Genomic DNA, 13,409 nt, shown 5'->3' with positions numbered 1-13,409 from the left:
GAACCTATCCGCGTGGCAGCCGGCGCAGCCGGTCGGGATCTCCCTCCACACACAGGTAAGGGTGTCCGTCGGCTGCCGTGGCGACGCTGATGGGTAGTTCGTTGGCCCCGTCGGTGTCGGGCTCGACGAGGAGTTCCAGCTCCTCGGAAGCGACGTAGAGCAGGGCGTCGTCGTTGGACAGTCTCCACGGTCGGCCGTCGGTGGGCCACTCGCCGCCGACGGTCCGAATATCAAGGTGCTCAAGGTCTTCGGATTCCTCCGCCTGCAGGCAGCTGACCCACAACTTGCCGGGCAGCGGGCGGAAGTACACCGCAAGTCGCTGGCGGTTGAGGTTCACGTCGACCGGAATGCCGATGGGCGGCAGGGAGGTGCCCTCGGGTTGGTCGTTCAGCGACTTCTTGACCTGACGCGACCCGATCCCGGTGCCGAACCAGTCGATCGTCAGCACCGTGGTGAGGTACTGCGCGATCGCGAGTGTCAACAGGCCACCCGCCCCGGCCACGCCGACTCCCGCGGCCCCCGCCGCGGCGGTCACCGGGAGCGCGACCAGGCCGGCGACGGCCACGGCGCCGGCCGCCGTGGCCACCTTTCCGGCAGCGGTGAGGCTGAAGTCCGGGTTCACCTCGGGCTCCGGCGGATTCTGCGCCGGCCGGACCCCGACGGTGCGTGGCAGCTCGTCGAAGAGCTCACTGACCCGCTTGACTTCCGCCTCGTAGTCCTCGCCGCTGAGCTCGCCCGCGCGTTTCTTCTCGCCCGCTTCCTGCAGCGCCTGTTCCAGGCTTTCCACGGTCTTCAGATTGGCGCGCCGGGTCTCCTCCACCTTCGGGTCGCGCGGTATTTCGTCGAGGCCCATCTCGTAGGTGACTTTGAAGTTGGCCTTGAAGTCGTACAGCTTGGTTTCGGCGCTGACGGTCCCGTCGATCACCAACCGGCCGTCTCCGGTGCGCGGCAGGATGTCGGCGTCGAGCGCGTCGAGGCTGCGGTCGTCGCCACCGATGCTGACAGTCTTGGGCCCGCGCAACAGGCACGGCACGTCGGGGTCGAAGTCGGTCTCGTCCAGGTCGAAACTGTTCATCACGGTGTCGCGCACCTGGCGCAGAATGCCCCACCCGGTGGCAGCCAATCCAGTTTTCTCATGCGGGTTTTCGGCCAGAATCGATGGTGGCAGCTGCTCACCGGCGGGCAGTTCGCGCAGCGTCTGCAGTTGAACCACCATCGATTCCTGGGTGGTGTCGCCGACTTCGAAGCGGTGCACGATGGCATCGAGAGCCTTGACCGTGCTGTCGTCGGCCGCGTCCGGATCCACGTCCAGGGGCGTCGGCAACAGACTCTGAATCCCGTTGTCGCCCATGTCGGCCAGCTGAGGGCGGATCGCATCGGCGATCTGCGTGGCGAGCGAGTCGAGCACCCTGGTTGTGGCCTCGTCGTCCGAGAGGCCGGGATGCTGCAGCTTTTCCATGTTCACCAGCAGTTGGCCCGCGATGCTGTGGGTGATCCAGTGCGCTTCGGCGTAGTCGAGTTCCCAGCTGATCCGCGGGTCTTGTCCGGTGAGCGCGGTGGTGCCGTCGGCGCGGCGTTCGACGTTCGGCCCGAACAGTCGGGGCGCGTACCGGTCGGACAGCGCGCCGGCCAGCAGCACCGGAGCGTCCTGGGCGGTGAAGTTCAGCGCGATGGTCTGCTGACCGGGCTCGATCTCGTGCCGCTCGAGCTGGTCGTGAATGATCAGTCGCCCGAACAGTGGGATCTCGTTGTAGGGGATCTCCCGTGACTCCCCCGACCGCGGGCCGTCCGGGATGGTGATTGTCGCCGGGGGAAGCTCGACCAGGGGGATGCAGGTCACCGAATCGATGACGATCCTCGAATCGAAGACCACCAGGTCGATCGCGAAATGCCTTAGCGGATCGCGTGTTTCATCGCCGTGCTGTTCCTGCCACGCTCGTTGGTGCGAGTCGACGATGAACCAGACCCGGTCGAGCGTGAGGTCCAGGGTGGCAGTCGCCGAGTAGCCGGTGCCATCCACCGACTCGCTGCGCTTGTCGCCACTGAACATTTCGGCCGTCTGGTCCTGCACGCGTTCACGATGGATTTCGATGATCGTGTCAGGGCGGTCCATGCGGATGCTGTACCCACAAAGAGTCCGGAGTCAATCACGGGAGTGTGCTCAGTTCTGGCGCGGCAGCAGCTCTGCGACGAAGCGGTCGATGAAGCCGTCCACGGCCGCCGCGCCGACCGGCCTGATGACGAACTTCGTCAACCCCGCCTCCAGATAGCCGTCGAGTTGCCGATGCAGCTGGTCCCAGCCCGCGGCGACCAGCTCCTCGGGATCAAGATCGGCACGGCGCCGGCGCACGGCCGCGGCCAGTTCCGCAGGTAGTTCGCCGTCGGCGACCGCGAGCGAGATGCCGAAGTGGTCGGCTTCGATGCGCCGTCCTGCCTGCGCCGCCGCATGTTCGATGGCCTCGCGGCCCTGCCGCGCTTCGGCCGGGGTGAGAAAACTGCCGAGCCACCCGTCGGCCAACGCCCCGATGCGGCGGAACCCCGCTTGCGACGAGCCGCCCAGCCAGATGTCCAACGGCGGAGACGGCCGGGGCGCGACAGCCGCGTCGGTGAACGTGAAGAACCGGCCCCGGTAACTGGCGGCGTCCTCGACCAGCGCGGCGCGCAGGATCCGCAGCGACTCGTCGAACACCGCCGCCCGCTCCCCGTCGGGGACCACGAACACTTCGCGCTCGGCCGCGATCGCCGAGCGCAGACCGAACACTGGAAGGACCCGCTTGGGCGCCAGCGCCGCCAGCGAGGCCAGTTGCTTGGCCACCAGCACCGGGTGCCGCCCGGGCAGCACCGCCACCGACGTGCCTACCTTCAACCGCCGGGTGCGCGCCAACGCGTAGGCCATGCCGACCATGGGATCGACCGCCGGCGAGTACACCAGCTCGGAGAACCACAGCGAGTCCACCCCACTGGACTCCAGCCGATCGATAATCCCGGCAAGCTGATCAGGCGAGGTGTCCGAGCCCAGTCCAACCCCGAATCGAATCTTCACAAGATGAGCAACGCGGCGCGTCCGCTATTTGAATCCCGAATCCCGCAGCAGATCGGCGAACGCCTGCACGGCGGTGCTGACGCCCGCGTCGTCGTCGGTTGCCACCAGGTCCAGCAGCAGTCCGCGGGTGACGGCAAGGCCCAGCCGCACCAGGGCCGGGTCGTACGCGGAGCCGGCGACCTTCGCCGCCTCGGCCAGCCAGTCGTCGACAGCACCGGGCACCATCCGGGCGAACGGCTGCTCGCCCTGCGCGCCGCGGGCGTAGCACTCGAAGAACAGGCGCTCGAAGGGACGCAATTCAGGACTGCACAGGGTGGCCCACATCGCGGCGAAACTCTCGGCCGGGTCAGTGGGCAACTCGGCGAGCACCGTCATCTGCCGGCGCTCAACCTCCTCGACGATCGCCAGCAGCATCTCGTCGCGGGATACGAAGTGATGCAACAGCATTCGGTGACTGGTACCGACCGCTGCCGCCACGTCACGCAGTGACCGGTCCCCGATGCCGCCGGAAGCGAATTCGTCGATCAGGGCGTCGAGCAGTGCCCGACGCCGCGCGGCGTCAGGAGTGCGGGCCAAGTGAATGCCGCAGTTGCTCGCTGCGGGCCTTGAGGCCCTGAGCCTCCATCTCCAGATAACGGCGGGTAGTGCGGATCATGAACCTGGCAATGAGCGCGCCTACCGGCCCCCGTTGATCGAGTACCTGACGCACCAGCGTCCGGTCCCCGACGATCGGGGTCAGCGAATGCAGAGCGGACGTGGCGCCGCCCGGCGAGCGTTGCACCCAGGTCCACGACACGCCGGGTGCGACATCCGTCACTTCCCACACGAGCTTGGGCAACTTGGGTTGCTTGATCTGGAAGCGCTTTCCCACGGCAAGACCGGACCCGTCCAGGGCGACCAGTTCGGTGACCGATGCGGTCCATTCCGGCCAGCGCTCGACGTCGCTGAACACGTCCCACACCAGGGACGTGGGTGCGTCGATCTCGACGCCGCTCTCAGTAATCATGTACCAAATGGTACATGCATCTGTGCCGGCCGAACAGACCTCGCGGACAATCGTTAACCTTCGGTTTGACGAACCGTCATCGCCCGGGCAATCCTTTTCACCATGCCGCCGCGCGCAGGGATCAGTGAGCAGACCCGGATCGCTGAGATCGAGCGCCGCCTGATGGAGCAGTTCCCCGGAATCAGCATCGAGGTGCTCGACGCCGCCGTCCGCGAACACCATTCCCGATTCCAGGCCAGCCCCATTCGGGACTTCATCCCACTGCTGGTCGAGAAGCGCGTGCGGCAGGAACTCGCCGAGGCGTCCCTGAGCCACCCGGTGGCCTGACGCGGCACCGCGCGGTGCCGTGGCGTTGACGTCGGCCACCGCTTCTTGACGTCGGCGACCGTGTCTTGACGTCGGCCATAGTGTCTTGACGTCGGCCATAGTGTCTTGGCATGGACTTCGAAATTCTCCGCAAGGATCTGCATCAGACCCGGTTCGCATCCTCCGATGCTCCGACGCCGGCAGACGGTGAAGCCCTGTTGCGGGTCGAGTCCTTCGGGCTGACGTCGAACAACATCACCTACGCCGTCTTCGGCGAGGCGATGCGCTACTGGGATTTCTTCCCGGCCTCGGACCAGGACTGGGGGAAGCTCAATGTCTGGGGATACGCACACGTCGAGCAATCGCGGCACCCCGACCTGGCGCCGGGCATGCGCGTCTACGGATACCTGCCGTGCGCGAGCCACCTGCTGATCGTCCCGGACCGCATCAACGAGAAGGGGTTCATCGACGCCGCGCCGCATCGGCTGCCGCTGCCCTCGGCCTACCAGGGCTACCGCGACGTCACGACCGACCCCGTCTATGCGGCCGACCGGGAGGCCGAGCACATCCTGTTCTTTCCGCTGTTCTTCACGTCGTTCCTGATTGACGACTTCATAGCCGACGAAGGCTTTTTCGGCGCGGACACCATCGTGATCTCCAGCGCCTCGTCGAAGACCGCGATCATCGCCGCGTACCTGCTCGCCAAACGTGACGGCGCCCAGGTGATCGGCCTGACCTCGGCGGGCAACCAGGCGTTTGTCGAAGGACTCCGGGTCTACGATTCAGTTCACCTGTACGACAACATCTCTGAGTTGCCCGGCGATCGTGCCGTATACGTGGACATCTCCGGTGACGGCGCCGTCCGCGCCGACGTCCACGCCCGCTACGGCGATCGCCTCGCCCACAGTTCCGCTGTCGGCATGACCCACTGGACCCAGATGGCCCAGGGCAGCGGCGATCTCGCCGGCCCGAAACCCGTCTTTTTCTTCGCGCCGGACCGCATCAAGAAGCGCGGCGCTGACTGGGGCACCGCGAAACTCGACCAGCATGTCGCCGAGTCGTGGGCGCCGTTCGCCGACTGGGCTTCGAATTGGCTTCGCGTCGAACGAATCTCGAGCGAGGACGAGATTCAGCGGGCCTATCTCGAGCTGCTCGACGGCAAGGTCGACCCTGCGGCCGGCACCATCGTCGACCTGTGATCAGTCGACCTGTGATCGCCAGCCCGGGTGTCAGGAGATGCCAGTGACAGCGGCCATGATCGCGCTGGCCGCGGTGTTCTTCCTCGGTATGGGCGTCTACGCGCTGGCCGCTCCAGCCAAAATGATCCAGGTGTTCGGCATCCAGTTGCCAGAACGCGAATCCCGCTCGGAGGTGCGAGCCGTCTACGGCGGATTCGGTCTGGCGATCGCGGGCGCGCTGGCGTTTGCGGCGATCAGCACAGGCCCGATGCGAACCGGAATCGTGGTCACCGTCGGACTGGCGCTGGCCGGCATGGCCTTTGGTCGCCTCGTCTCGGCGGTCATCGAGGGCCGGACGCCGTTCTATCCCAACTGGTTCTACTTCGTCGTGGAGGCGGTCATCGCCGGGGCATTGCTGGTGACCGCCCAGGGCTAGCCGACCGCCGGCGGCGTTCCCCAGCATTCGACGACCTCGGCGATATTCCGCAGCAGCACATAGCGATAATCCTGCACGGCGGCTTTCGACGTCGACTCCGCATACGCGTCCCGGGCACCCGCCTCGTCGCCTTCGTACACGGTGGTCGGCACCGGCGGCACGCCGGGATTGTCCGGTGCTGCCGCTTCACCGACCTCCACGCTCCAGGACCGCTCAGTCATGGCCCTCATTCCTGGCGCATTCAGCCTTGGAGCGATTCCGGCCCGCGGCCCGCCGATGCTCGTTCGCGGCGTCGCTGTGCAGGTCACCGGTGCTGTTGGGCCTGGCTTTCGTGGCCCATTCGTGGCCCTCGGCTATCTGCTCATCCAGTTGCGCCGCGCGATCACCCTCGGCCGCGCGTTCTCGTGCTGTGTCCGGCATGCCGTCAGGGATAGCCAGGCAACCGCCACCCAAACAGATCCGCGCAACCCGGTCAGGCATGCTGGTTTCGTGTTCGACGCGCTCGACCACGTCATTGTCGCCGTCCGCGACCTCAGCGACGCCACGCGCCGCTACGCCACGCTGCTGTCGAGGAGCCCTTCGTGGCGCGGCGAACATCCCGGCTGGGGCACGGCCAACGCCCTGTTCAGACTCGACAACACCTACCTCGAACTGATCTCGCCGCACGGCGACGGGCCGCTCGGGCGCACTGTCGCGGCGCAATTGGACCAACGGGGCGACGGCCCGATCGGGCTCGCGTTCGCCAGCACTGATCTCGACACCGATCTCGACGACGTGCACGCCCGGCTCGTCGCCAACGGCCTTGAGCCGCCACCTGTCTCACCGGGCCGCGGGATCGACACCGGCACCGGAATGGTCCGAAACTGGCGCAGCACGCTCCTGCCGCTGACCCGCACGCGTGGCGTGCTGATCATCGCGATCGAGCACGAAGCACCGGATCGCCTGCCCGAGGCGGCACCAGTCGGCTCCGCGGACAGCGTCATCACCGGAATCGACCACGCGGTCGTGCAGACCTCGGACGCGGACGCCGCCATCGCGCTGTACCGCGACGGGCTGGGCCTGCGCCTCGCGCTGGACCGCAGTTTCCCGGACTGGGGCATGCGACTGGTCTTCCTACGGGTCGGCGGAGTCACCGTCGAGATCGCGCAGCCGCTGCGTGACGCGCCGCTGCCGCCGCACACCGATCAGCTCTGGGGTCTGTCCTGGCGCGTTCCGGACGCCGACGCGGCGCGGGCGCGGCTCGCGGCAGCGGGCGTCGATGTTTCCGAGGTTCGGCCCGGTCGCAAGCCCGGCACGCGTGTCGTCAGCGTGAAGGACGGCACCTGCGGGGTACCGACGCTGTTGATCGAGCCCGGTTGAGGCCCGTGCTGGCGGCGGCCACCCTGCTCACACTGCTTCCCGTACTGCTTCAGTGCTCCCGGCCGGCGCCGCCGCACCCGGTCCCACCGGCGACATCTCCCCCGGCGTCGTCGGCCAGTGCGCCACCTGTCACTGCGGCCACAGAGCCGGTCACCGAGCCGGTCACAGTCGCCGATCTCGGGGCGAGCTGGCGACCGGGCTGCCCCGTCGAGCCCGCGCAGCTACGACGAATCCGGCTCCGCTACATGGGTTTTGACGGCCAGACGCACCAGGGTGAGCTGATCGTGCACCAAGACCTGGTCGCGGACGTCACCGAAGTCTTCGAGCAGCTCTACCGACTGGGCTACCCCATCGAGCGGATGCAGACTGTCGACTATTACCCGAGTGCCGACGACGAACTGTCGATGGAGGACAACAACACTTCCGGATTCAACTGCCGGGCCATCCCCGGCACCGGCCGGTGGGCTCAACACGCCTACGGCCGGGCCATCGACCTCAACCCGCGCCTCAACCCGTGCCGCTATGCCGACGGCACCTTCGAACCACACAACGCGGCAACATATTTGGCTCGCGACCGCACCGACGCCGGGATCCTGCACCACGGCGACCCGACGGTCCGGACCTTTACCGACCGCGGCTGGCACTGGGGTGGCGACTGGAGCACACCGGTTGACTACCAGCACTTCGAGCGGCCCTGAATTCAGAGGCCCAGGTCCCGGGCCGCCGTCGTCGCCACCTCGCCCCGCAGATTCGACATCGGTGGACTGCCCCGGGTATGGATCGAGTTGGAGAGCAGCACGATGTACGTGTCGGAGCCCGGGTCCATCCACAGCGAGGTTCCGGTGAATCCGGTGTGGCCGAAGCTGCCGACCGGAAAGACCGCGCCCCGCGGCGCCGACTGGCCCGTGTCGATGTCCCAGCCGAAACCACGCAGGTTCTGGCCCGGAATCGCCGGATAGCGCGCGGCGAGCAGCGAACGGTTGCCATTCGGCCGCTGCGCGAGGGCCTTTCGGGCCGCCTGATTGGCCGCATCGACCTGCTGGGGCGTGTGGCCCGGCTGCTGCGGAGAGGTCATCATCGCCAAAGTTGCCTGCTGCAGCGGGAATTGGCTCGGACGGCCGGCGAGCCGGTCGAGCAGGGCCTGGGCGAAGATGCTGACGTCGTGTGCCGTGGAGAACACGCCGGCATGGCCGGCCACCCCGCCCATCCGCCGCGCCGTCGTGTCGTGCACCGTGCCCCGAAGCAGGTGATCGAGGTCGGGGTTCTTGCCCGGATCGGCTCGGCCCTCTTCGTCGCGTGCGGTCGGTGCGATGCGCGGTAGCAGGCCGGTGTTCCAGGTGCCGGCGGGGCAGGTGGTCGGCGGCTGGCCGGGCGCCCAGGCAATCGCCGACCCGTACGTCGCGTGCGGTCCACAGGCTTTGGCCAGGGGAAGGAAACGGGTGTCGTCCATTCCCAGTGGGTCGAAGATGTGTTGCTGCGCATACGCATCGAGAGCCTCGCCGGAGACCGATTCCAGCAGCGCGCCCAGCACGATGAAGTTGATGTCGGAGTAGCGGAAGCCTTCGCCGGGACCCGACTGCAGCGGCGTGCTCAGCGCACGATGAAGGCCTTCTGCTCGGTCGGGCCCGTTGAGTCCCCAGGGATCTTTGAGTTCGACGTCGCCCGGTTCGCCCGAGGTGTGCGTGAGCAACATCCGCAGCGTCACCTTGGCCCGGCGCGGATCGTTCGCCGGGTTGAAGTCCGGCAGATACTGCTGGGCGGGATCGTCGAACCGCACCTTGCCCTGTTCATACAGCTGCATGACGCCGGTGGCGGTGACCAGGTTCTTCGTCAGTGACGCCAGATCGAAGACGGTGTCCTCGGTCATCGGCTCGGCGGGCGCCGGCTGGCCGTCCAGGCCGGGTTCGCCGGCGTGCTTGCGCGAGCCATAGGCCCGGTGGAATGCGATCGCGCCCCCGTGCCCGATCTCGAGCACGGCGCCGGGCAACTTGTCAGCGGCGATCGCGTCGTTGATCAACGTCGAGACCGTGGCGAAGGCTGGTGCGCCGGCCATTTCGGGCAGTTGCGGCGGCGCTGCGTGGAAGCGGCCCGGGGCCTGGGTTTGCGGGCCGTTGCTCACCGCATTCTGCGCCGCCGGTCCGTGCGAGCACCCCGCGACAAACGCAACCAAAGACGCTGCGAGTGCGATGGCCTTTCGCTTCAAGTGATTCCCCGCGTTCACGGACATGGATCGAGCAGTTTCAGCTTAGTGTGGTCAGAAGCACTAGCCGAAGGACACGGACCAGATGAACACAGATGAAGAGTCCGTCACCACGCTGGAGGACCTCCGGGGTGATCTGGCGCAGCGATACAAGTGGACGCCCAGCGGCGGAAGCGTGGTGGACAGCGCGGTCGTCGACGCCGATATGACGGCCCTGGCCCGCGACGGCTATGTCGTCTGGGAGAACCTGCTCGACGCCGAGCAGTGCCGGGAGATCCGTGAGGTGGTGCGCCCGTGGCTGGGGCATACCGGCCGCAATTCCTTCGAGGGCCGGCGCACCCAGCGCGTCTACAGCGTGCTGAGCCGGACGCGGGTGTGCGACCGCCTCGTCGACAATCCGCGGGTGCTGGCGGTGCTGGACCGGTTGCTGATGCCCAACTATCTGCTTTCGGCGTTGCAGGCCATCAACATTCAGCCCGGCGAGTCCGCCCAGATGGCGCACCACGACGATGGTTTCTACCCGATTCCGCGCCCGCGCGAGCCTCTTGCGGCTGCGACGATCTGGGCGATCGACGACTTCACCGCCGACAATGGCGCGACCGTGGTGGTTCCGGGCAGCCACCGGTGGGGGAAGAGCCGTCCGGGCCCCGGCGATCGTGCACTGCCGGTCGTGATGCCCGCCGGCTCCTGCGTCTTCTTCGTCGGCACGCTGTGGCACGGCGGGGGCGCGAACACGTCCGCCCACGACCGGCTGGCCGTCACCGCCCAGTACTGCCAGCCGTGGCTGCGACCGATGGAGGCCTTCACCCTGTCGGTGTCGCGCGACATCGCCCGAAACGTCTCCGAAGACATCCAACGGATGCTCGGCTACAGCATTCACCCGCCGTTCGTCGGCGCGGTCGACGGACTGCACCCGTTGCGGCTGCTGGGAGCCGAACAGGACGCCGAACAGGACTAGCCGCGATGCCGAGTTCCCGTTCATCTGCTGCCAGTACCGCGGGCCGTCGAGGGTGAGGCACTTCGCCCGAATCTATTGTTTAGCGCATGGACGCTGAGGAGGATCGCGTCAGCCGCCGCCGGCTGCTGTCCCTGGCCGGTGGACTGGGCTTGACGGCCACGGTCGGCGCCTGCGCCGGCCGGACCGCTGCGGATCCTGGGCGGGTCACTTCGGTGCCCGTGATCTGCCGCGACGCCTGGGGCGCCCGTCCCGCCCGTCCCGGTGGCACGCCCCAGACGATCACCCGCATGACCCTGCACCACGCCGCGGTGCTCCTGGGCGACAACCGCAACGCTCCGGCGCGGTTCCGCGCGGATCAGCGTTACCACCAGGACACGCTGGGCTGGATCGACATCGCCTATCACTTCGGCGTCGACGGCAATGGCAACATCTACCAACTGCGCAAGCCCGAGATTGCGGGCGACACCGCTACCGACTACAACACCACCGGCCACTTCCTGGTCATCTGTGAAGGCGACTTCGATCGGGAAGCCGTGCCGGACGCCCAAGTCGACGGGGCTGCACGCATATTCGCCTGGGCCGCAAGCACTTACAAGCTCTCCACCGACACCCTGGCGGGCCACCGAGATTTCGCACAGACGTCGTGCCCGGGCAAGAACCTTTATGCCTATCTTTCTTCGGGTGAACTCAGGCGCCGCATCGACGGTTTCCGGGCTGTCGGCGGAGTCGAGCTCCAGCCGTTGTGCGGAGCCGACGGCGCCGCGAAGGTCGCGGCCATCGAAGCCGGCAACTGACGCCGGCGGGACTTGGTCACGCCGCCGTTCCCGGCCCCGCCGACAACCCTTCGGCCGGTCAAGTGGTACCGAGCCCCAGGGGGTCTCGCCTAGAGTGACCTGATGACTGCTGGAGCGAATCCCAGCGGGCAGGCGCTGCCCGACTGCGCCAGCGAGCAGCTGCACCTCTCCGGTCGTATCCAGGCCCACGGGGCGCTCATCGCCGCCGACCTACAAGACCGGCGCATCACCTATGCGAGCGCGAATACCGCTGACCGGATCGGCGCGGCGCCGGATCAGCTTTTCGATGCACCGGTGACGAGCATCTTCTCCCCCGATGAGCACCCACGGCTCGAGCAGGCGATCGAGCAGAGCGGCTACCAGCCGTCGTCCCCTGATCTGTACGGCGTTCGTCTGGCGGCCGACGTGCACGGCAAGGTCGATGTGATTCTGCATCAGGTGGCCGGCCAGATCGTCATCGAGATCGAGCGGTCGCACGGCGACGATCAAGCCAATCTTGTTCCGGTGCTTTATTCCTCGCAGGAGATCGGTGAAGCGACCAGCGTGCCCGAGATCGAGACGGCCGTCGCGCGCGCCGTACGGTCCCTGACCGGCTTCGACCGGGTGATGGTCTACCGGTTCCATGACGACGAGCACGGAGAGATCGTCGCCGAGGATCGTCTCCCCGGCCTGGTCCGCTATCTCGGACATCACTTCCCGGCGAGCGACATCCCGCTCCAAGCCCGCCACATCTATACCCGCAAAGCGTCGCGCTACATCCCCGACGTCGACGAGGGCGACGTCGCCGTGGTCGCGTCACCCCGGCTGGCCGGCACCGGTCTCGACCTGAGTCACGCTGCGCTGCGCAGTGTTTCGCCGTTCCACCTCGAATTCATGCGCAACATGGACACCGCGGCCAGCGTGTCGTTCTCGATGGCCGACGCAGGACGGCTGACCAGGCTGGTCTCGTGCACATCCGAGAAACCGCAATGGCTTTCGCGTTCCACGCGCCGTGCGTGCGAACTGTTGGTCCTGCAGGCAAAGCTTCAGGTCTCTGCGGCTGAACAGATCTCGAGGTTGAACGACGCGGCCCGGCGTGAATCAATCCGCAACCGCCTCCGCTCAGCGATGCAGACGGCCCCTGACATCGCCGAAGGCCTCACATCGGCGTCCGGAGACCTGCTGGAACTCTGCCAGGCGGAAAGCGCGGCCACATGTGTTGACGGGCAGTACCGTTCGATCGGCACAGCACCGTCAGAGGATGCCGTGCGACGAATCGCGAGCGAGATCCGCGCGTCCAGATCGCCCGGCTCGCCCTGGGCCACCGACCGCTTGGAAAAACAGACGGCGCACGATCTCGGTGCGGCCGGCTGTCTGTTCGTCGCGCTCAGCGCACCCGACGACTTCGTGATCTGGTTCCGGCGCGACCGTTTGCGGCAACTCCGCTGGCTCGGGGATCCGCGCGCGCACTCCGTTGGATTGCTGAATCCGCGAAAGTCATTCGACACCTGGCTGGAACAGGTCACCGGCTCCAGCGTGCCCTGGACCGACGCCGACCTGCGGGCGGCGCGACTGCTCGCATACGACGTCGAGTCGGCTCAGCTCAGCCGGGCCCAGGCCCAACTCGCACACCTCGGCATGCACGACCCGCTGACCGGGTTACCGAACCGCCACCACCTGAGCAGCGTGATGGCCGCCATGCTCGCGGGAGCGTCGTCCTCGGCTCCGGTGGCCGCCATCTTCATCGACCTCGACCGCTTCAAGGCGGTCAACGACAAGTACGGCCACGAGGCGGGCGACTGCGTGCTGCGCGAGGCGGCACGGCGCATCGCCGATGTCACCCGCGCCGGGGCCGACGTCGTGATTCGGGCCGGTGCGGACAGCCCGCCCGCGGTCAGGCTGGGTGGCGACGAGTTCCTCGTGCTGCTGCCCGGGGCCGACGCCGCGGGCGCCGCTCTGGTGGCTGAGCGCATCCGTCAGTCGCTGCGCGAGCCGATTGCGATAACCCCGGACCTCCGGCTGACCATCGGCGCTTCCATCGGGGTGGCGCTGGCCGCAGCGCCCGAAGAACTACATCATCTGTTGAGCCGGGCCGACGCCGCCATGTACCGGGACAAGCGACGTCCCAAGCCTGTGGAAGCGTCCTGATT

Annotated in this window: 14 protein-coding genes; 8 read left to right on the top strand and 6 right to left on the bottom strand. The window is 67.4% G+C overall.

Translation table 11 applies throughout. From position 1 onward, the window contains the following. Positions 1-4: 4 nt before the first annotated feature. From C0J29_RS32760 to C0J29_RS08735, 4 genes are read right to left on the bottom strand one after another with little or no spacing between them, the layout of a single operon-like run. Entirely contained in the window at positions 5-2,113 is a 2,109-nt protein-coding gene (locus tag C0J29_RS32760) for a hypothetical protein (protein WP_162951422.1), read from the bottom strand. A gap of 48 nt (positions 2,114-2,161) precedes the next feature. Continuing rightward, entirely contained in the window at positions 2,162-3,043 is an 882-nt protein-coding gene (locus C0J29_RS08745) for a TIGR03854 family LLM class F420-dependent oxidoreductase (RefSeq protein WP_120792064.1), read from the bottom strand. A gap of 24 nt (positions 3,044-3,067) precedes the next feature. Next, a complete protein-coding gene (locus tag C0J29_RS08740) occupies positions 3,068-3,619 on the bottom strand; it encodes a TetR/AcrR family transcriptional regulator (RefSeq protein WP_120792063.1) in 552 nt (183 codons plus the stop codon). Continuing rightward, positions 3,603-4,049 (bottom strand): SRPBCC family protein, encoded by a 447-nt coding sequence (locus tag C0J29_RS08735; protein WP_120792062.1) that lies wholly within the window; start codon positions 4,047-4,049, stop codon positions 3,603-3,605. The genes C0J29_RS08740 and C0J29_RS08735 overlap by 17 nt, the downstream gene beginning before the upstream one ends. A gap of 102 nt (positions 4,050-4,151) precedes the next feature. Here C0J29_RS08735 and C0J29_RS08730 point away from each other — a divergent pair, with 102 nt between their 5' ends. The 3 genes from C0J29_RS08730 to C0J29_RS08720 all read left to right on the top strand — a co-directional run bounded on the left by C0J29_RS08730 (position 4,152) and on the right by C0J29_RS08720 (position 5,969). Next, entirely contained in the window at positions 4,152-4,376 is a 225-nt protein-coding gene (locus tag C0J29_RS08730; RefSeq protein WP_065047081.1) for a three-helix bundle dimerization domain-containing protein, read from the top strand. Positions 4,377-4,486: 110 nt separating this feature from the next. After that, a complete protein-coding gene (locus C0J29_RS08725; protein WP_120792061.1) occupies positions 4,487-5,554 on the top strand; it encodes a DUF2855 family protein in 1,068 nt (355 codons plus the stop codon). Positions 5,555-5,597: 43 nt separating this feature from the next. Next, positions 5,598-5,969 (top strand): DUF4345 domain-containing protein, encoded by a 372-nt coding sequence (locus C0J29_RS08720; RefSeq protein WP_371872372.1) that lies wholly within the window; start codon positions 5,598-5,600, stop codon positions 5,967-5,969. Here the strand turns inward: C0J29_RS08720 and C0J29_RS08715 are convergent. Then, positions 5,966-6,190 carry a hypothetical protein gene (locus tag C0J29_RS08715; RefSeq protein WP_120792060.1) on the bottom strand — a complete coding sequence of 75 codons (225 nt, stop codon included), beginning with the start codon at positions 6,188-6,190 and terminating at the stop codon, positions 5,966-5,968. The genes C0J29_RS08720 and C0J29_RS08715 overlap by 4 nt on opposite strands. On the opposite strand from C0J29_RS08715, the gene C0J29_RS08710 reads away from it, so the two are divergent. Next, positions 6,189-7,328, top strand: coding sequence for a VOC family protein (locus tag C0J29_RS08710; RefSeq protein ID WP_242460390.1), 1,140 nt, complete (start codon positions 6,189-6,191; stop codon positions 7,326-7,328). The two genes, C0J29_RS08715 and C0J29_RS08710, sit on opposite strands and share 2 nt — an antisense overlap. Before the next feature lie 245 nt (positions 7,329-7,573). Then, positions 7,574-8,026, top strand: a complete 453-nt coding sequence (locus C0J29_RS08705; protein ID WP_371872371.1) for a M15 family metallopeptidase — start codon at positions 7,574-7,576, stop codon at positions 8,024-8,026. Between the two features lie 2 nt (positions 8,027-8,028). Here the strand turns inward: C0J29_RS08705 and C0J29_RS08700 are convergent, their stop codons facing one another. Next, on the bottom strand, positions 8,029-9,555 hold the full coding sequence (locus C0J29_RS08700) for a serine hydrolase domain-containing protein (protein ID WP_120792058.1): 1,527 nt from the start codon (positions 9,553-9,555) through the stop codon (positions 8,029-8,031). A gap of 58 nt (positions 9,556-9,613) precedes the next feature. Between C0J29_RS08700 and C0J29_RS08695 the strand changes: the two genes are divergently transcribed. The 3 genes from C0J29_RS08695 (at position 9,614) to C0J29_RS08685 (ending at position 13,407) form a co-directional block, all read left to right on the top strand. Beyond that, positions 9,614-10,486 (top strand): phytanoyl-CoA dioxygenase family protein, encoded by an 873-nt coding sequence (locus C0J29_RS08695; protein WP_120792057.1) that lies wholly within the window; start codon positions 9,614-9,616, stop codon positions 10,484-10,486. Between the two features lie 86 nt (positions 10,487-10,572). Next, positions 10,573-11,280, top strand: a complete 708-nt coding sequence (locus C0J29_RS08690) for a peptidoglycan recognition protein family protein (protein ID WP_120792056.1) — start codon at positions 10,573-10,575, stop codon at positions 11,278-11,280. Between the two features lie 102 nt (positions 11,281-11,382). Further along, positions 11,383-13,407, top strand: a complete 2,025-nt coding sequence (locus tag C0J29_RS08685) for a sensor domain-containing diguanylate cyclase (RefSeq protein ID WP_120792055.1) — start codon at positions 11,383-11,385, stop codon at positions 13,405-13,407. The last annotated feature ends 2 nt before the right edge of the window (positions 13,408-13,409 follow it).

The sequence above is a fragment of the Mycobacterium paragordonae genome (assembly GCF_003614435.1).
GTDB classification, from domain to species: domain Bacteria; phylum Actinomycetota; class Actinomycetes; order Mycobacteriales; family Mycobacteriaceae; genus Mycobacterium; species Mycobacterium paragordonae.
This window is presented reverse-complemented; position numbering and strand designations above follow the sequence as displayed.

Coding starts and splice junctions, on each gene's coding strand:
- C0J29_RS32760 (WP_162951422.1), bottom strand. CDS start 2,113: ATGGACCGCCCTGACACGATCATCGAAATCCATCGTGAACGCGTGCAG.
- C0J29_RS08735 (WP_120792062.1), bottom strand. CDS start 4,049: ATGATTACTGAGAGCGGCGTCGAGATCGACGCACCCACGTCCCTGGTG.
- C0J29_RS08730 (WP_065047081.1), top strand. CDS start 4,152: ATGCCGCCGCGCGCAGGGATCAGTGAGCAGACCCGGATCGCTGAGATC.
- C0J29_RS08725 (WP_120792061.1), top strand. CDS start 4,487: ATGGACTTCGAAATTCTCCGCAAGGATCTGCATCAGACCCGGTTCGCA.
- C0J29_RS08710 (WP_242460390.1), top strand. CDS start 6,189: ATGGCCCTCATTCCTGGCGCATTCAGCCTTGGAGCGATTCCGGCCCGC.
- C0J29_RS08715 (WP_120792060.1), bottom strand. CDS start 6,190: ATGACTGAGCGGTCCTGGAGCGTGGAGGTCGGTGAAGCGGCAGCACCG.
- C0J29_RS08705 (WP_371872371.1), top strand. CDS start 7,574: ATGGGTTTTGACGGCCAGACGCACCAGGGTGAGCTGATCGTGCACCAA.
- C0J29_RS08700 (WP_120792058.1), bottom strand. CDS start 9,555: ATGTCCGTGAACGCGGGGAATCACTTGAAGCGAAAGGCCATCGCACTC.
- C0J29_RS08695 (WP_120792057.1), top strand. CDS start 9,614: ATGAACACAGATGAAGAGTCCGTCACCACGCTGGAGGACCTCCGGGGT.
- C0J29_RS08690 (WP_120792056.1), top strand. CDS start 10,573: ATGGACGCTGAGGAGGATCGCGTCAGCCGCCGCCGGCTGCTGTCCCTG.
- C0J29_RS08685 (WP_120792055.1), top strand. CDS start 11,383: ATGACTGCTGGAGCGAATCCCAGCGGGCAGGCGCTGCCCGACTGCGCC.